Annotated in this window: 14 protein-coding genes and 1 pseudogene; 4 read left to right on the forward strand and 11 right to left on the reverse strand. The window is 66.6% G+C overall.

Annotation, left to right across the window (positions count from 1 at the left end):
- Positions 1-10 precede the first annotated feature (10 nt).
- The 3 genes from J0J01_RS05310 (at position 11) to J0J01_RS05320 (ending at position 4,069) form a co-directional block, all read left to right on the forward strand.
- Positions 11-3,232, forward strand: coding sequence for a CusA/CzcA family heavy metal efflux RND transporter (locus J0J01_RS05310; RefSeq protein ID WP_296379178.1), 3,222 nt, complete (start codon positions 11-13; stop codon positions 3,230-3,232).
- A complete protein-coding gene (locus tag J0J01_RS05315) occupies positions 3,232-3,717 on the forward strand; it encodes a fasciclin domain-containing protein (protein ID WP_296379179.1) in 486 nt (161 codons plus the stop codon). Before J0J01_RS05310 ends, J0J01_RS05315 begins: the two co-directional genes overlap by 1 nt.
- A 184-nt stretch (positions 3,718-3,901) precedes the next feature.
- A complete protein-coding gene (locus tag J0J01_RS05320; RefSeq protein WP_296379180.1) occupies positions 3,902-4,069 on the forward strand; it encodes a hypothetical protein in 168 nt (55 codons plus the stop codon).
- A gap of 6 nt (positions 4,070-4,075) precedes the next feature.
- Here the strand turns inward: J0J01_RS05320 and J0J01_RS05325 are convergent, their stop codons facing one another.
- From J0J01_RS05325 to J0J01_RS05370, 11 genes and pseudogenes are all read right to left on the reverse strand, one after another.
- Positions 4,076-4,198 carry a hypothetical protein gene (locus J0J01_RS05325; protein WP_296379181.1) on the reverse strand — a complete coding sequence of 41 codons (123 nt, stop codon included), beginning with the start codon at positions 4,196-4,198 and terminating at the stop codon, positions 4,076-4,078.
- A pseudogene (locus J0J01_RS32680) lies at positions 4,195-4,380 on the reverse strand (ATP-binding protein); the annotation flags it as partial. The gene J0J01_RS05325 and the pseudogene J0J01_RS32680, both read right to left, overlap by 4 nt.
- Before the next feature lie 123 nt (positions 4,381-4,503).
- Positions 4,504-4,785 carry a HigA family addiction module antitoxin gene (locus tag J0J01_RS05330; protein WP_296379183.1) on the reverse strand — a complete coding sequence of 94 codons (282 nt, stop codon included), beginning with the start codon at positions 4,783-4,785 and terminating at the stop codon, positions 4,504-4,506.
- Between the two features lie 14 nt (positions 4,786-4,799).
- A complete protein-coding gene (locus J0J01_RS05335; protein ID WP_296379184.1) occupies positions 4,800-5,078 on the reverse strand; it encodes a type II toxin-antitoxin system RelE/ParE family toxin in 279 nt (92 codons plus the stop codon).
- Positions 5,079-5,126: 48 nt separating this feature from the next.
- Positions 5,127-6,125, reverse strand: a complete 999-nt coding sequence (locus J0J01_RS05340) for an ABC transporter ATP-binding protein (RefSeq protein WP_296379185.1) — start codon at positions 6,123-6,125, stop codon at positions 5,127-5,129.
- Between the two features lie 73 nt (positions 6,126-6,198).
- Positions 6,199-7,188, reverse strand: a complete 990-nt coding sequence (locus tag J0J01_RS05345) for an ABC transporter ATP-binding protein (RefSeq protein WP_296379186.1) — start codon at positions 7,186-7,188, stop codon at positions 6,199-6,201.
- A 10-nt stretch (positions 7,189-7,198) separates the two neighbouring features.
- Positions 7,199-8,089 carry an ABC transporter permease gene (locus tag J0J01_RS05350; protein WP_296379187.1) on the reverse strand — a complete coding sequence of 297 codons (891 nt, stop codon included), beginning with the start codon at positions 8,087-8,089 and terminating at the stop codon, positions 7,199-7,201.
- Positions 8,090-8,093: 4 nt separating this feature from the next.
- Positions 8,094-9,071, reverse strand: coding sequence for an ABC transporter permease (locus tag J0J01_RS05355; protein ID WP_296379188.1), 978 nt, complete (start codon positions 9,069-9,071; stop codon positions 8,094-8,096).
- Positions 9,068-10,723 carry an ABC transporter substrate-binding protein gene (locus tag J0J01_RS05360; RefSeq protein ID WP_296379189.1) on the reverse strand — a complete coding sequence of 552 codons (1,656 nt, stop codon included), beginning with the start codon at positions 10,721-10,723 and terminating at the stop codon, positions 9,068-9,070. The genes J0J01_RS05355 and J0J01_RS05360 overlap by 4 nt, the downstream gene beginning before the upstream one ends.
- Positions 10,720-12,084 carry an LLM class flavin-dependent oxidoreductase gene (locus J0J01_RS05365; protein ID WP_296379190.1) on the reverse strand — a complete coding sequence of 455 codons (1,365 nt, stop codon included), beginning with the start codon at positions 12,082-12,084 and terminating at the stop codon, positions 10,720-10,722. Before J0J01_RS05365 ends, J0J01_RS05360 begins: the two co-directional genes overlap by 4 nt.
- Before the next feature lie 77 nt (positions 12,085-12,161).
- Positions 12,162-13,550 (reverse strand): LLM class flavin-dependent oxidoreductase, encoded by a 1,389-nt coding sequence (locus J0J01_RS05370; protein WP_296379191.1) that lies wholly within the window; start codon positions 13,548-13,550, stop codon positions 12,162-12,164.
- A gap of 255 nt (positions 13,551-13,805) precedes the next feature.
- Between J0J01_RS05370 and J0J01_RS05375 the strand changes: the two genes are divergently transcribed.
- Positions 13,806-15,089: an MFS transporter gene (locus J0J01_RS05375; RefSeq protein WP_296379192.1), complete on the forward strand. Its 1,284-nt coding sequence runs from the start codon at positions 13,806-13,808 to the stop codon at positions 15,087-15,089.
- Positions 15,090-15,277 lie beyond the last annotated feature (188 nt).

Raw genomic sequence — 15,277 nt, forward strand, 5'->3', positions numbered from 1 at the left:
GAGGCCGGCGATGCTGAGATGGGTGATTAGCGCCTCTCTGAACAATCGCTTTGTCGTGCTGCTGCTGGCGGCGGCAGTCGCGGTCGGCGGTATATTCGCAGCGGTCCGTCTGCCGCTCGACGCCGTTCCCGACATCACCAATCGGCAGGTCCAGATCAACACCCTGGTGCCGAGCCTCTCGCCCGAGGAAGTCGAGGCGCGCGTGACGTTCCGTATCGAAACGGCAGTGGCGGGGACGCCGGGGCTCGTCTCGACGCGGTCGATCTCGCGCAACGGCTTCTCCCAGGTGACAGCGGTCTTCACTGACGGCACCGACATCTATTTCGCCCGCCAGCAGCTGACCGAGCGCCTGATTTCCGCGCGCGAGAACCTGCCGGCCGGCGCCGAGCCGGTCCTCGGGCCGAACGCCACCGGACTGGGCGAGGTCTACTGGTGGACACTCTCCTTCGATCGGCCGCCAGCGGCACCTCACCCCGGACCCGGGCTGCAGCCCAACGGGGCCTATGTGACGCCGAACGGCGATGTGCTGCGCACGGCACTCGAGCGGGCGACCTATCTGCGCACCCTCCAGGACTGGACTATCCGGCCGCGCCTGCTGGCTGCCCAGGGCGTGGCGGGTGTCGATTCGATCGGCGGATATGTGCGACAGCTCGAGGTGCAGCCGGACCCGGCGCGTCTCATTGCCTACGGCATATCCCTCGACGAGGTGGCGGCCGCGCTGGGCCGCAGCAACGTCGCTACCGGCGCCGGCTATCTTGAAAGCCGCGGCGCCGCCTATCTGGTGCGGGCCGACAGTCGCTTTCGCGACAGCGAGGATGTGCTGAAGACAGTCATTGCGGTGCGCGACAGCACGCCAATCACTGTTGGCGATCTGGCGAAGGTCGTCCCAGGCAAGGAGCTGCGCAGCGGCAGTGCCAGTGCCAACGGAGAAGAGGTCGTCCTCGGGATTGGCTTGATGCGGATAGGTGGCAACAGCCGGACCGTTGCAGATCGGCTCAAGGAGATTCTTCCCAGTCTGCCGCCCGGCGTCAGGGTCACGCCGGTGCTCGACCGGACTGAGCTCGTCAATTCGACCATCCACACGGTGGCGACCAACCTGGCGGAGGGGGCGCTTCTCGTCATCGCCGTCCTGTTCCTGACCATCGGCAACCTGCGCGCCGCTCTGATTACAGCGTTGGTCATCCCGCTCGCGATCCTGGCAACAGCGATCGGCATGGTCGAGAAGGGGGTCAGCGCCAACCTGATGAGCCTCGGCGCCCTCGACTTCGGTCTCATCGTCGATGGCGCTATCATCATTGTCGAGAACTCGCTGCGCCATCTCCACGAGGAACGTGCGCGGCTCGGACGCCTGCTAATCTTTGAAGAGCGGCGCGAGGTGGTGACCCGGTCGACCTACGAGATGATCCAGCCGTCCGTCTACGGTCAGATGATCATCATCATCGTCTACATCCCGATGCTGCTGCTAACCGGCGTCGAAGGCAAAATGTTCACTCCCATGGCGATGACGGTCATCTTCGCCCTGGCTGCCGCCTTCGTCCTGTCGTTGACTGTCATTCCGGCGCTTATCCTCACGTTCCTCGGCGGATCGGCCGGAGAACGCGAAGGATACATCACGGTGGCGGCGCGACGCTTCTATGCGCCGCTGCTCGAGATCACGTTCCGGCGTCGCGGTTCTCTGCTTGCCGGCGCCATGGGTCTGGTCGCCCTCTCAGTTCTCCTCTTCCTGACCCTGGGGCAGGAATTCATCCCTACGCTCGACGAAGGCAATCTGGCCGCGGAGACCCGCAAGATTCCTGGGGTCTCGCTGACGACATCGACCAGATTGCAGCAGGTCACCGAGAACTCGCTATCCAAGGTACCGGAGGTTTCCGTAGTCGTCTCGAAAACGGGTGCCGCCGAGTTGGCGACGGATCCGATGGGGCCCGAGGTTTCGGATGTCTACATCATCCTGAAGCCGAGGGAGCGATGGCCTGATCCGGACGAGCCCAAGAGCGCGCTGATCGCCCGCCTGCGGGAGGCGGTCGAGAAGGTGCCGGGGACCAGCTACGAATTCAGCCAACCGATCCAGTTGCGCTTCAACGAGCTGATCGCAGGCGTCAAGAGCGACCTCGCCATCAAGGTGTTCGGTGACGACCTCGAGGTGCTGCGCGATATCGCCGACCAGGTCGCCAGCGTGGTGAGCAAGGTGCGCGGCACGTCCGGCGTCAGGGTCGAGCAGACGATCGGTCAGCCGATCGTGACGGTGAAGCCTGATCGGACCGCGGTGGCCCGCTATGGCGTCGCCGTGCCGGACATCCACGATACGCTGACGGCCGCCGTGATCGGTCGCACGGTGGGACAGATGTACGACGGCACTCTGTCCTATCCGCTGGTTCTTCGCTTCGCCGACCCCTATCGCAGCAGGCCCGAAGCGCTCGGTGTGTTGCCGGTGCCGCTCCCGTCCGCGACCTCGCCACCCACGGTCGCCCCGTTGCACAATGCGGCGAACCTGCTGGAGTTGCCGCCGACCAACTTCGTTCCGCTGTCGGAAGTGGCGCGTATCGAGGTCAACGACGGCTTGAGCCAGATCAGCCGCGAGTACGGCAAGCGCCGGGTCACGGTGTCTGCCAACGTGCGGGGCCGCGACCTCGGCTCGACCGTGGACGAGGCGCGTCGCCAGATCGTCGACAAGGTGAAGCTGCCGGCGGGCGTCTGGATCGAATGGGGCGGCCAGTTCGAGAACCTGCAGTCGGCACGGCGGCGGCTCTCGGTCGTGGTCCCGCTCTGCCTCGCGGCAATCCTTGCGCTGCTCTACGGGGCACTCGGGTCGCTGCGGCAGTCCCTTATCGTGTTCACCGGTGTGCCGCTCGCCTTGACCGGAGGCGTTCTGGGGCTCCTGGTGAGCGGCATGCCGTTCTCGGTTTCCGCGGCAGTTGGGTTCATCGCCTTGTCGGGCGTGGCCGTGCTGAACGGCCTTGTGCTCGCCAGCTCGATCAACGGGCGGCTCGCCGAAGGAATGGGAGTCGACCAGGCGGTGCGGCTTGGCGCGCAGACGCGGCTGCGTCCGGTATTGATGACCATGCTGGTCGCCTCCCTGGGGTTCGTCCCCATGGCCGTAGCGACCGGCGCCGGTGCGGAAGTGCAGCGGCCGCTTGCCGTGGTCGTCATCGGCGGGCTGGTCACCAGCACGCTGCTGACGCTTCTGGTTCTTCCGACCGTCTATCGCCTATTCGTCAACCACAGGAGGACTTGATGCGAAGGAAACTCGTCGTCGCACTGCTCTGCGCGGCATTTCTGCCGGCGTTCACAACTTCGGCAAGCGCAGCCGATATCGTCGAGATCATCGCGGCCAACCCGAAGCTCACGCTCTTTGCCGCCGCCATCAAATCGGCTGGACTGACCGATAAGCTGAAGGAAAAGGGCCCATTTACGGTGTTCGCGCCGACGGACGAAGCGTTCAAACGGCTGCCCGGCAAGGCGCTCGACAATCTGATGAAGGCCGAGAACCACGAGCAGCTCGTCAAGTTGGTGAGCTACCACATCGTTCCGGCGCGGGTAGCGGCGAAGGACATGGATGGCAAGATGTACAACACCAAGACGATCCTGGGCAAAGAGATCGAGATCGACGCCGACGATCCGGGTGAAGGCATCCGCATCAACAAAGTAAAAGTGACCGCAACGGATCAGATCGCTGACAACGGCGTCGTGCACGAAATTGGTCGCGTGCTGCTGCCCTAGCAGACAGTGGCTGAGGCCCCGCGACCACCGTGAACCGCGATGCGACTGGGACCTTTCGCGGCAATTGCAATCAGGCCGGCAATGCGCCACGCCGTGAAACGCACGAAACCCAAGTCGTCCCTCGCACAATGTTCGGGAAACCGGGCCTTCTTATAAGCGCGTCGAACAGCTTCACAGGCGCACCATGTACCAGGCGACCGACAGCGCGGCTCGGAAGGCAGGAACCGCTCGTTCGTCATTTCGACGCGGACGCCGGAAAGACGATGCGGTCGTCGCCGCCATTGCCGTCCTGCTGGGGGTCCTCTTCTTCGTGCAACTGGCCTGGGTGATCCTCAACCGGACCCACGCCTAGCCGACGCTACGCGATGTGCACGCCGAGCCCGCCGATCTGGCGGTCGTCGAGCGACACCTCGGTTTCGGGCGGCGACACGGTGCGCGGATCGAAGGGCCTGCCTGGGTCGGACAGCAGGATCTCGAGCACGCCGCCGCATAGGACAGCCTGAGCGTGATCGGCCGGGTGCCGCCCGGCGCCATGCCATAGCTCACGAGGTTGGTGACCAGCTCGTCGAGCACCAGGGTGACCTGGTAGGCGGTCTCGGTCGGCAGGCCGGTCCGCTCGGCATGGTCCTCGAGCGCCTCGACCCTGCGCGCGATCTCGGGCAGCTGCGGGCCAGCTCCAGCCGGAGCTCGCCATCGGCGGCTGTCTGCGGGCCGGTCTCCTGGGCTGCCATCTCGGGCATCAGGATACCAGCAATCATGACCTGCTGCGACGCTTTCCGAGGTGTTTCAGGCGGCGAGCGGTTTGACATGCAACGACCGCGCGCGCTTTCGGAGCGCGGCAAGGTCGTAATTCATCTGCATTTGCAGCCACGTGGCGGCGCTGCTGCCCAGGCCCGCCTCCAGGCGCACCGCCATCTCCGCCGAGATCGCGGACTCGCCGTTGATCACCCGGTAAAGCTGCTGGCGCGTGACGCCAAGACCCTGCGCCGCCTTGGCGACCGATAGTCCCAAGGCCTCGATCTCGTCCTTCACCAGGCGGCCGGGATGGGGAGGGTTCTTCATCGGCATGTGTCTCTCGCTTCTCAATGATAGTCGACCAGATCGACGTCGAAGGCGGTGCCATCCTCGAACCGGAATATGATCCGCCAGTTTGCCCGTACCGTTACGGCCCAGAAGCCCCGCAGGTTCCCGGTCAAGGCGTGCAGGCGAAAGCTCGCCAGCGCCATATCCGTGACCGTGCTGGCTGCATCCAGAAGGCCGAGAATGTTCTCGACCCTGTCGACGAACTGAGGATTGATCCCCTTCCTTTCGCCGTTCTCGAACAGGCGTTTGAGGCCCTTGTGGCGAAAGCTCTCGATCATGCGCTCAGGTCCGGGACGGACTGTCGCATGTCACGTTACATATGTCAATCAGCCGTCGAGATGACAGGCGACGCGATGGCCGGACGCGGTCGTGCGCAGCGCCGGCACCTCCTCCGCGCATCGCGCGAAGGCGTGCGGGCAGCGGTCGCGGAAGCGGCAGCCCGACGGCGGCTCGCGGGCGTCGGGGACGTTGCCGCTGATCGGCAGAGGGCTGCGCGACTGGTCGGCGTCGGGTACCGGCACGGCGGCGACCAGGGCGCGGGTGTAGGGATGGCGCGGGTTGCGCACGATCTCGGCCGTGGGGCCGTCCTCGACCACGGTGCCGAGATACATCACCACCGTGCGCTCGCAGAGATAGCGGACCAGCGCCAGGTCGTGGCTGATATAGACCGCGGTCAGGCCCATGGCGTCGCGCACCTCGCGCAGCAGCGCGAGGATGCCGGCGCGCACGCTGACATCGAGCATCGACACCGGCTCGTCGGCGACCAGGAAGCGCGGACCGAGGACGAGGGCGCGCGCCAGCACCACGCGCTGGAGCTGGCCGCCGCTGAGCTGGTGCGGGTAGCGGTCGAGATAGCGCTCGAGGTCGGGCAGGTGGACGCGGCGGAAGGCGGACGCGACGCGGTCGGCGTGCTCCGATTTGGCGATGCCGGCGTTGAGCAAGGGCTCGGCGACGGCGCGGTAGATGGTGAAGCGCGGGTTCAGCGCATCGAACGGGTTCTGGAACACGAGCTGCGCCTGGCGGCGGAAGGCGCGCAAGGACTCGCCCGCGAGGCCGTCCAGCGCCGCGCCGTCGAAGGCGATGGCGCCGCCGCTGGGCTCGGTGAGCTTCAGCATCAGCCGGCCGAGCGTGGTCTTGCCGCAGCCCGATTCGCCGACGATGGCGATCGCATCGCCCGCGCCGATATCGAGCGTGATGCCGTCGAGCGCGCGCACGACCGGATGCCGGCCGCGGACGATCTCGCTCAGCGACCGCGACACCGGGAAGTGCTTCACGACATCGCGGAGTTCGAGGAGGGCGCGTTCCTTGGGGACGAGCGTGCTCACGCGGACCGCACTCCCTCGCCCCGGTCGAGCTCCGGAACGCGCCCAGGAGACGGCGTCGATGCAGCGCGGTCCGCTATGAATGCCATGTCTTCGGGTCCAGGGCGGCGGCGCGCAGGGTGTCGGCCTCGGCCGAGCGGCGGCAGGCGGTGAGGTGGTTGACGGCGACCTCGGGCGTGATGGCGCCGGACGTGCAGGCGGGCTGGACGAACGGGCAGCGCGGGGCGAAGCGGCAGCCGACGAGTTCCGCGCGCAGGTCGGGCGGGCTGCCGTGGATCGGCACCAGCTCCATCGCGTCCGACAGGAGGTCGGGGAAGGCGTTGCGCAGGCCCATGGTGTAGGGATGGCGCGGCCGCGCCAGCACCTCGCGCACTGGGCCGCTTTCGACCACCTGGCCGGCATACATCACCACGACCTCGTCGCAGAGATAGGCGACCACCGAGATGTCGTGGGTCACCATCACCATCGAGAGCTTCAGCCGCTGCTGCAGGGCGCGCAGCATGTCGAGGATCTGGCGCTGCACGATGACGTCGAGCGCCGTCACCGGCTCGTCGGCCAGCAGCAGGCTGGGCTCGAGCGCCAGCGCCATGGCGATCGCCGCGCGCTGGCGCATGCCGCCGGAGAACTGGTGCGGATAATCGGCCAGCCGCCGGTCGCTGAGGCCCACCAGCTCGAACAGCTCGGCGGCACGCGCCTTCGCCTGGGCGCGCGAGGCGTTGCCGCGCTTGACCAGCACCTCCACGATCTGGGCGCCGACGGTGTAGACCGGGTCGAGCGAGCTCATGGCGCTTTGCGGCACGTAGGCGATCTCGCGCCACAGCAGCGGCCGGGTCGTGCGCTCGTCGATCGCCGTGCCCTTGAACACCACCTTGCCGCCGGCGCGGCGGCCGTTCTCGGCCAGCACGCCCATGATGGCGCGCACCGCCGTGGTCTTGCCGCAGCCCGATTCGCCGACCAGGCCGACGATCCTGCCTTCCGGCACGACGAAGGAGGCGCCGTCGACCGCGCGGGCCACGCCGTCGCGCGTGGCGTAGTGGATCTGCAGGTCCTCGACCGCGAGCATCATTGGACGGGCATCATCGGCCGCGCAGCCTCGGCATGAAGACCTCCTCGTAGCCGCGGCTGATGAAGAAGCCGGCGACCACCACCAGGATGATGCAGAGGCCGGGCGGCACGAACCAGGCGTACTGGCCGCGCGACAGAGCCTGCGAGGAGAAGGCGTCCTGCAGCATCATGCCCCACGACACGCTGGTCGGGTCGCCGAAGCCCAGGAAGTTGACCGAAGCTTCGGTGATGATCGCCCAGCCGATGGCGATCGCGGCGTAGACGAAGCTGAGCGGCAGGATGTTGGGCGCGATGTGCACGAACAGGATGCGCCACTGGTTGGCGCCGGTGACTCGCGCCGCCTCGACATAGGCGCGTTCGCGCAAGGACAGCACCTGGCTCCGGATCACGCGGGCGGAGTTGGGCCACAGCAGCAGGGCGACGGCCGCCACGATGTTCTCGGTCTCGGCGCCGAGGAAGCCGGTCAGCACGATCACGAACGGCAGGAACGGCAGGCTGAGCGCCATGTCGGCGATGCGCATCAGCAGCGCATCGATCCAGCCGCCGAAATAGCCCGACACCAGCCCGACCACCGTGCCGACGGTGGCGACGATCACCGCCGCCGACAGGCCGACGGCGAGGGCGCTGCGCGTGCCGTGCACGAGCTGGGCATAGATGTCGCGGCCGAGGTTGGTGGTGCCGAGCAGGAACTCCGCCGACGGCGGCATGTTGGCCGCGACCTTGCCGGCCTTGGTGAACAGGATCTCCATCGGATCGACCGGTGCGAGCCGGTCGGCGCTGAGCGCGACCAGGGCGAAGGCGAGGTAGATCACGATGCCGGCGAAGGCGAACGGGTCGCGCAGCGGCATGGCGAGCAGCCGCTTGACGCCCGGCGACAGGCGCCAGGTGCGCCTCGCGGGCAACGGCTCAGCTCTTTCGGCCATGGCTCACCCGCGGATCGAGGACCATGTAGAGCAGGTCGGCGACGAAGTTCATCAGCGCCAGCACCAGCGCGATCATGAGGAACGCGCCCTGGGCCAGCGGATAGTCGTGCACCGACACCGCCTGCACCAGCATGCGGCCGATGCCGGGCCACGAGAACACCGTCTCGATCACCACGTTGCCGCCCATCGACAGGCCGACGCCGAGCGCGAAGGCGGTCACGACCGGCAGCAGCGCATTCCGGGCGGCATGGCCGATGACGATGCGCCATTCGGAAAGGCCCTTCATGCGCGCCATGGTGACGAACTCCTCGTGCATCACCTCGAGCATGTTGGAGCGCATCAGCAGCAGCGGCAGGCCCTGCAGATAGAGCGCCAGCGTGATCACCGGCAGGGCAAGGTGCTGGACGTAGTCGAGGGAGAGGATGCGCTGCCAGTTGCTGGTGTAGGCCAAGCCGGGGCTGCTGGCGCCGCCGGACGGGAACCAGCCGAGATTGAAGGAGAGGAAGGCCAGCAGCACCATGCCGATCCAGAACTCGGGCGCGGCGCGGGTCGCCAGCACCACCGGCACGGCGACGCGCTCCAGCCAGCTTCCGCGCTTCCAGGCCAGCCAGGCGCCGGCCAGCACGCCGAAGACGTAGGCGATGATCAGCGACGTCAGCGTCAGGATGATCGAGTTGGGCAGCACCTCGAGCAGGATGTCGGTGACCGGCCGGCGCTGGAAGAACGACAGGCCCATCTGCCCGCCGAGCAGGTTGCCGAGATAGATGAAGTATTGCTGCCACAGCGGCTTGTCGAGGCCGAACTGCTGCAGCATCGCCTGCTGCTGATCGGCGTTGAGGTTCTCGTTGATGAAGGCGGCGAGCGGCGTCCCCGGCATCAGCCGGAACATGAAGAACAGGATCGTCGTCACCGCCAGCAGGGCGAGCGCGTTGTGCGCAAAGCGCTCGAGGACGAGCTTCATTCGGTGGTCAGCTTTTCCTGCTTGCCGGCAGGGTAGTAGAGCTTGCCGCTGACCACGCGGTAGCCCGCGTCCTGCAGGATCTTCTTCGACACCGCGAGCCCGGTCTTCATGGCGTCGACCGACGGGTCGTGCCAGTAGCTCAGCACCGGCGAGACGTGGCTGTTGGCCGGCACCGCGAAGTCCTGCCACGCCGCCGAGACCATCAGCCGCCGGTCGATCGCGAAGGAAAGCGCGCGGCGGAAGGCCGGGTCGTCGAACGGCGCGCGGCGGTTGTTGAAGGCCACGAACTCGAAGCCGACATCGGTCTCGGTGGTGACCACGATGTCGGGGTTCTCCTTGGCGAACTTCACCAGCACCTCGGGGTCGCCGCCGAAGAAGCCGAGAAAGTTGAGCTCGCCGCGCTTCAGCATGCCGAGCGTCGCCTCGGCATTGGGCACGATGCGCATGATCCAGCGCGCCACCTTGGGCGACCTGAAATGCTCGCCGAAGCGCTCGAGCACGATCTCCTCGTTGGGCGCCCAGCGCACGATCTTGAACGGCCCCGAGCCGGTGCGGTTGATCTCCTTGATCTGCTCGGCGTTCTCCGGCTTGCCCTCGAGGTCCTTCAGCACCGGCTCCCAGACGTGCTTGGGGATCAGGTTGATCTTGCTGAGCGAGGCGGTGAAGAAGGTGGCGTTGGGGTTCTTGAGCTTCATCGCCAGCCCGAGCTCGCCGGTCTTCTCCATCGCGGCGATCTCGGTGACGAACGGCTTGTACATCGGCGCCTTGTCGCCGGCCGGGGCGGTGAAGGAGAAGATGATGTCGTCGACCGTCACCGGCTTGCCGTCGTGCCATTTCATGCCGGCGCGCAGCTTGATGTCGATGGTGGTGTCGTCCTTCCAGGTCACGCTCTCGGCTGCCCAGGGCTGCGGCTGGCCGTCGGGGCCGATGCGCATCAGCCGGTCCCAGATCAGGTCGGTGATCCAGCTATCGACCGCGCCGCCGATATAGAGCGGGTTGGTGGCGTTGATCGATTCGGAGCTGTTGATGATCAAATCCTTCTGCGCGCCCAGCGGCTCGATCGCGACGAAGGTCCAGATGTTGCGGATGCCGATGCCGGTCTGGTTGACCACGGTGTCGGCCTTGAACACCGCCTTGTTGTAGGCCATCGGATACTTCGGATGGACCAGGAAGGCGTAGGGCTGGTCGCGGTCGATCATCTTCTGCGCCTCGAAGATGGTCTTGCGCCGCTCCTCCCTGTCGAGCTGGGTGCGCTGCTTCTCGGCGAGCTTGTCGTACTCGGGGTTCTTGTAGCCGATGAAGTCGTAGCCCTTGTCGGCGTAGCTCGAATCGAACAGCGAGTACACGAACTCGTCGGGATCGGAGCGCTCGGGCCGGCCGACCATGCGCCACATCGTGGCGTCCCACTTGTCGCGGCTGTACCAGATCAGCGCGGTCTGCGCCTGGCGCTGCAGCGGCTTGACGTCGATGTCGAGGCCGAGCTGGCGCCATTGCTGGGCGATCAGCTGCGAGGCCTGGTAGGCCTGCGGCAGCGCCGCCTGCGGCCAGGTGTAGAGGTTGATCTTGCGCACCTTCTCCGCGGCGTTCTGCGCGAAGGCCTTCGGCGTTACGGCGGCTACGGCCGCCGCTCCCATCAGAGTCCGTCTTTTCATGAAGCCTCCTTCAACCGGGCCTTGGTGTACCGGTTCTCCGGTATCTTGAGCCCGAGATTCTCCCTGAGTGTCTTGCCTTCGTACTCTTTGCGGAACACGCCGCGCTGCTGCAACAGCGGCACGACCTCGGTGCAGAAATCCTCGAACGGCTTGGGATAGTGGTTGCAGACGACGTTGAAGCCGTCGGCCGCCTCTTCCGTCAGCCACTTCTCCATCTCGTCGGCCATGTATTCGGCGGTGCCGACGATCACGCGATGGCCGGTGCCGGCCGCGGTGTGCCGCGCGATCTGGCGCAGGGTCATGTTGTTGTCGCGCGCCGTCTTCACCACCAGCGCCTGGCGCGCCTTGGCGGCGTTGCTGGGCGGCAGGTCGGGCAGGGGCCCGTCGAGCGGGAATTTGGTGAGGTCGAGCCCGCCGGAAATATGCGTCAGCGACAACAGAGCCACGTCGTCGGGCATCAGCGACTGCAGGTATTCGTAATTCGCCCTGGCGTCGTCCATGGTCTTGCCGAGCACCGGCGTCAGGCCCGGCATGATCTTGATGTCGTCGGGCGAGCGGCCGTAGTTTGCGGCGCGCTGCTTGATGTCGGCGTAGAACGCCTTGGCCTCGTCGATCTTGGTCTGCGCCGTGAACACCACGTCGGCGGTGCGCGCGGCGAGGTCGCGGCCGGCCTCGGAGGAGCCGGCCTGGGCGATCACCGGCCAGCCCTGCGGCGAGCGGGTGATGTTGAGCGGGCCCTTGACCTTGAAGTGCTTGCCGACGTGATCGAGGAAATGGACCTTGTCGCGGTCCATGTAGACGCCGCTCTCCTTGTCGCGGACCAGCCCGCCGTCCTCCCACGAATCCCACAGGCCGGTGACGACCTCGTAGAATTCCTCGGCGCGCTCGTAGCGCTCGGCGTGGGCCATGTGCTGATCGAAGCCGAAATTCTCCGACTCGTCCTCGATCTGCGAGGTGACGAGGTTCCAGCCGGCGCGGCCCTCGCTCATGTGGTCGATCGACATGAAGCGGCGGGCGATGTTGTAGGGCTCGTTGTAGGTGGTCGTGGCGGTCGCCACCAGGCCGATCCGCTCGGTCACCATGGCGAGCGCCGCCAGCGTCGCCGTCGGCTCGAGCTTCACCGTGCGCGAGAGCTTGGACCGCGCCCGCTCGCCGCGCGCCAGTTGCCGGCTGCCCGACACGCCGACCGTGTCCTGGAAGAAGATGCAGTCGAACTTCGCCGCCTCGGCGACCTGGGTGATGTGGGCATAACCCTGGAAGTCCATGTCGTAGGTCGGGATGGCGTCGGGATGCCGCCAGCCCGCGAGATGGTTGCCCGGCACGCTGAAGAAGCCGCCGAGGCGGAGCATGCGGTTAGTCATTGGACGCCCTCATTGGACCGCTGGCTTCCAGCCCGCTGATGAGCGTGCAGGATGCGCGCGGTCCACATGACACGATCTCAGCCATTGGACGCCGCCACTGAGACGGCCACGCTCACGCGGTTCTTCGCGAACCGGTTCGGCGGGATCGGGACGCCGAGATTGCCGCGGAAGGTCGTGCTCTCGTACTCGGTGCGGAACATCCCGCGCCGCTGCAGCTCGGGGATCACCATGTCGACCCATTCCTCGAGCGGCCTGGGATAGTGCGCGAACAGGAGGTTGAAGCCGTCGGCGGCGCCCTGCTCGAGCCATTCCGTCAGGTCGTCGGCGATCGATTGCGGCGTGCCCCAGATCACGCGATGGGTCTGGCTCATCGCCAGCACGCGGCCGATGTCGCGGATGGTCATGCCGCGCTTGCCCATGGCGATGATGCGATCCTGGCGCGCCCGCGCCGCGTTGGAGGGCTTGAGCGGCGGCAGCGGCCCGTCGGGATCCATCGAGAAGATGTCGACGCCGCCCGCCAGCCGCGCCACCGCGGCGATGCCGACGCCGTCATCGACCAGCGCGCGCAGCTCCTGGTACTTCTCCTCCGCCTCCGCCATGGTCCGGCCGACGATCGGCTGGATGCCCGGGAAGACGCGGATCTCGTCCGGCCGGCGGCCATGCTTCTCCATGCGCCGACGGATGCTGTCGCGGAAGGCGCGGCCCTCGGGGATGGTGTCCTGCGCGGTGAAGATCAGGTCGGCGGTGCGGGCGGCGAGCTCCATGCCGACATCCGACGAGCCCGCCTGCGCCACCACCGGCCGGCCCTGCGGCGAGCGCGCGACGTTGAGCGGCCCGCGCACGTTGAAGTATTCCCCCTTGTGATTGAGGATGTGCATCTTGTCGTAGTCGAACCACTGGCCCGTCGCCTTGTCGCGCAGGAAGGCGTCGTCCTCCCAGGTGTCCCACAGCCCGACCACGACGTCGTGAAACTCCGACGCCCGCTCGTAGCGGATGCCGTGCTCGAAATGCTGGTCGCGGCCGAAGTTCACCGCCTCGTCCTCGGCCTGCGAGGTCACGAGGTTCCAGCCGGCGCGGCCGCCGCTGATATGGTCGATGGTGAGGAAGCGGCGCGCCACGTTGTAGGGCTCGTTGTACGAGGTCGTACAGGTCGAGATCAGGCCGAGGTTCCTGGTGATGGCGCCGATCGCGGCGATCGCGGTCATCGGCTCGATATGCGCCTGCCGTCCGCTCTTCACCCGGAACGGCTGGCCGCCATAGACCGCGGTGCTGCCGGGGATGGCGACCGAGTCCTGGAAGAACATGCAGTCGAGCAGGCCGCGCTCGGCAGTGCGTGCCATGTGAAGCAGCAGCTTCGGCGAGAGATCGGTCTCGGGAACGGCCTCGGGATGGCGCCATCCGGTCGGATGGCAGCTGGGCACGCTCATGAACGCGCCGAAGCGCAGCTTGCGTGCGGTCGTCGTCATCGGGAACACCACTCAGGACCTGCGAAGGCGGAAGCAGTTAGTGTGCCAAGAAAAGCGCGGTACGGCCATCCTTCCCGCGCGCGGTTCAGCGCCTGTTTCGTTCGCTCAACGGCCGTCGGCGGATCGTCCGGCCGGAAGGGTAACCGGGGCGCCCGGGCTTGCGTCCGTGCAGCCAAAAGCGGACACTTCCTGACACGTCAGTAGCCGGAGTCGCTCAGCGTAAACCTCGTTCCATGAAACAGGGAGGTTTAGCCGATGTCCGCGTCCAGCCCTTCTGCGTTGCTGCCCTGGTACAAAGAGCCGACCAAGGACCAATGGTACGCCTATAGCGCGTCCTGGCTCGGTTGGACGCTCGATGCGTTCGACTTCACCGTGTTCCTGTTCATCATCGGTCCGATCGCCGACGAGTTCAAAGTCCCGGTGACCGAGGTGACCATCGTGTTCACCCTGACGCTGTGGATGCGCCTCCTGGGCGCGACCGCCGCGGGCTGGCTGGGCGACCGCATCGGCCGGCGATGGCCGCTGATGATCTCCATCCTGTGGTACTCGTTCTGCAACTTCATCGCGGGCTTCTCGCCGACCTTCATGTTCCTGCTGGTCTTCCGTACCCTGCTGGGCATCGGCATGGGCGCCGAATGGCCGGCCGGCGCGTCGCTGGCGATGGAATCCTGGCCGACGCGCTCGCGCGGCTTGATGAGCGGCATCCTGCAGGGCTCGTGGGGCCTCGGCTACGCGCTCGCGGCCGGCGCCAACTGGCTGCTGTTCGCCGACTTCGGCTGGCGCGGCCTGCTGTGGATCGGCATCCTGCCGGCGCTCGCGGTGCTCTACATCCGCTTCTTCGTCAAGGAGCCGGAGGTGTGGGCGGAGAACAAGCGCCAGCAGACCGCCGAGCACACCGAGGTCACGCTGCCGCTCTTCACCATCTTCAAGCGCAAGTACATCTGGAACACCCTGACCGGCTGCTTCTGGATGGCCTCGGCGTTCTGCGTCTACTACTCGATCTGGGCGCTGTTCCCGACCTACCTGCAGCGCGAGCTGCACTGGACGCCGGCGCAGGTCTTCGTGCCGATCTTCTTCGCCAACATCATCGTGTTCGGGGGCAGCGCGCTGTGGGGCTTCGTCTCCGACAAATGGGGACGGCGGCCCGGCATCTACATCCCGGCGATCATCGGCATCTTCATAACGCCGCTCTACCTGCACACCACCGATCCGACCTGGGTGGTCGGCGGCTTCATCCTGCAGGGCCTGTTCCTGGGCTCGATCTACGGCCAGAACCCGAGCTACCTCTGTGAGCGCTTCCCGACCGAGGTGCGGGCGACGGCCTCCGGCTTCGTCTATCACCAGGGCGCCATCTTCGGCGGCGTGATCGCGCCGCTGCTGAGCTACTTCGCGAACGAGATGAAGATGGGCTACGCCTGGCCGATGATGGTCAGCACCATGGGCTTCGCCATCCTGGTCGTGATCTTCGTGCTGCTCGGCCCGGAGACCAAGGGCAAGGAGCTCACCTCCAAGCTCGAGGTGTTCCAGCCGGCGGAGTGAGCCGGGAGCAACCCTCCCCATTCAAATGGGGAGGTGTCAGCGTCTTACGCTGACGGAGGGGTCATGGGCCGCAGTCATGTTGTGGCTCAGACCCCTCCGTCGCGGGTAGGGCACTTTCACGCGGAGCGTGAAAGTGCCGACGCACCACCTCCCCATATGAATGGGGAGGAGTGCGATGGACAACGCGT

This window comes from Reyranella sp. (genome assembly GCF_017305915.1).
In the GTDB taxonomy this organism is placed as follows: Bacteria; Pseudomonadota; Alphaproteobacteria; order Reyranellales; family Reyranellaceae; genus Reyranella.